Below are 1893 nucleotides of genomic sequence, written 5' to 3' on the forward strand. Positions count from 1 at the left end.
AGGCCGGACGCTGATCGCGCGACGCCGCCGTCCGCCATGGTGCGTCCCGCGCACCACGGCGGACCCTCTACGCGCCTTTTCACCTTCCGGAGCGCGCAACAGTCTCCGTACTGCAACAGAGCTTGGGGGATTTGCGATGAGACTGAACAATCTGGGTCGCCGCCTTTGTACCGTGTCCAGCCTTGCGTTGGCGATCGCCGCGGCCCCGGCCTTCGCCCAGGAGGCGAATAGCCAGGCTTCTGCAACGGATGCCGGCCGGAGCAATATCGACAATGAAATCGTGGTCACCGCGCAGAAGCGCGAGCAGCGGCTGATCGACGTGCCGGTCGCGATCAACACGATGAGCGGAGACGCCATCGCCGATCGCGGGATCACCGATCTGCAGCAATTCTCCTATGCCGTGCCCGGGCTGGTCCTGCGCTATGACGGCCCCGGTTCGAGCCAGGTGTTCCTGCGCGGCGCGGCGAACATCCGCGGCTCCGACGCGATGGTCGCGACCTATATGGACGAAGTGCCGGTGACGCTGACCGGCGGGTTCCGCCAGGTCGATCTGCGCATGCTCGATATCGACCGTATCGAAGTGCTGAAGGGGCCTCAGGGCACGCTCTACGGCCAGGGCGCGATGACGGGCACCGTGCGCTTCGTCACCAAGAACCCGGATCTCACGGAGATTCATGGCTTCGCCAGGGCGGATTATTCGCTGATCGACCAGGGCAGCGACAATCTGCGCCTGTCGGGCGCGTTGAGCCTGCCCGTCGTTACCGACGTGCTTGCCATCCGCGTCGCCGGCAACCTCGAGGACGGTGGCGGTTGGATCGACCAGCCAGGGACCGGGATCAAGGACGGCAACAACCAGAACATCCGCAATTTCCGCGGCAAGATCCTGTTCAAGCCGAGCAGCGACTTCGACCTGACCGGGACGATCGGCCTGTATCGGATGAGCAGTCGTTTCGGTCTGGACTATGAGAATCCGGATCGCACCCGCCCGGTGCCCGTGAGCCCCGACTTTGATCTCCTCCCCAGCCGCAAGGACCGGGCCTGGATCTACAATCTCACCGCCAACTATCACTTCGATTTCGCCACGCTCACCAGTTCGAGCAGCTATGTCCGGCTCAACCGCGACTATTACAGCACCTATATAGCCGGGCCTGGCACTCCCTATACGGTGCAGAACGAGGGCTTTGACGACATCCACGACCGCGCCCGCCAGTTCACCCAGGAACTGCGGTTGACCTCGGCGGGAAGCGGTCCGCTGCAATATACGGTCGGCGTCTATTACCGCGACGCCCGCTCGGACCTCTACGACACCGGCATCTCCTATTTTGCCGGCGGCACCTATCCGATCGCCTATGAGGATCTCGACACCTCCAAGTCCTGGTCGGGCTTCGCCGACCTGTCCTACCGGCTCACGCAGCGGCTGACGCTGGGCGCCGGCGTCCGCACCTTCAGCGACGACGTGACCCAGTGGAACGGCGGCACCACGACCCAGAAGGCGAACTTCAAGTCGACCGACCCGCGCGTCTATTTCACCTACGCCCTCGGCCCGAAATGGAACCTGTACGGCAACGTCTCGCGTGGCTTCCGCTCGGGCGGTTTCAACACGGCGGGGCTACCGCCCTACAGGCCGGAGAAGCTGACCAATTACGAGCTGGGCACCAAGGGCGTGACCGCGGGCGGCGCGCTGCAGTTCGACATCGACGCCTTCTATTCCAAATATGACGACGCCCTGCGAACCGGGCAGTTCTTCAACTTCGACGGGGGCGGCGGATACGTCTCGCTCACCCGCAATATCGGCGACTTGGAGATATACGGTCTGGAGGCTAGCGCGACCTGGGCGGTGACGCCGAACTTCCATCTCAGCGGCATGGCCGCGCTGACGCACAGCGAAGTGAC

General features: G+C 63.9%; 1 protein-coding gene. It reads left to right on the forward strand.

Annotation, left to right across the window (positions count from 1 at the left end; all coding sequences use genetic code 11):
* Positions 1–136: 136 nt before the first annotated feature.
* Positions 137–1893 (forward strand): TonB-dependent receptor (locus Q4610_RS21655; protein ID WP_304537839.1); only part of this gene is annotated, 1757 nt, incomplete at its 3' end.

The sequence above is a fragment of the Sphingobium cyanobacteriorum genome, from assembly GCF_030580935.1.
Taxonomy (GTDB): Bacteria; Pseudomonadota; Alphaproteobacteria; order Sphingomonadales; family Sphingomonadaceae; genus Sphingobium; species Sphingobium cyanobacteriorum.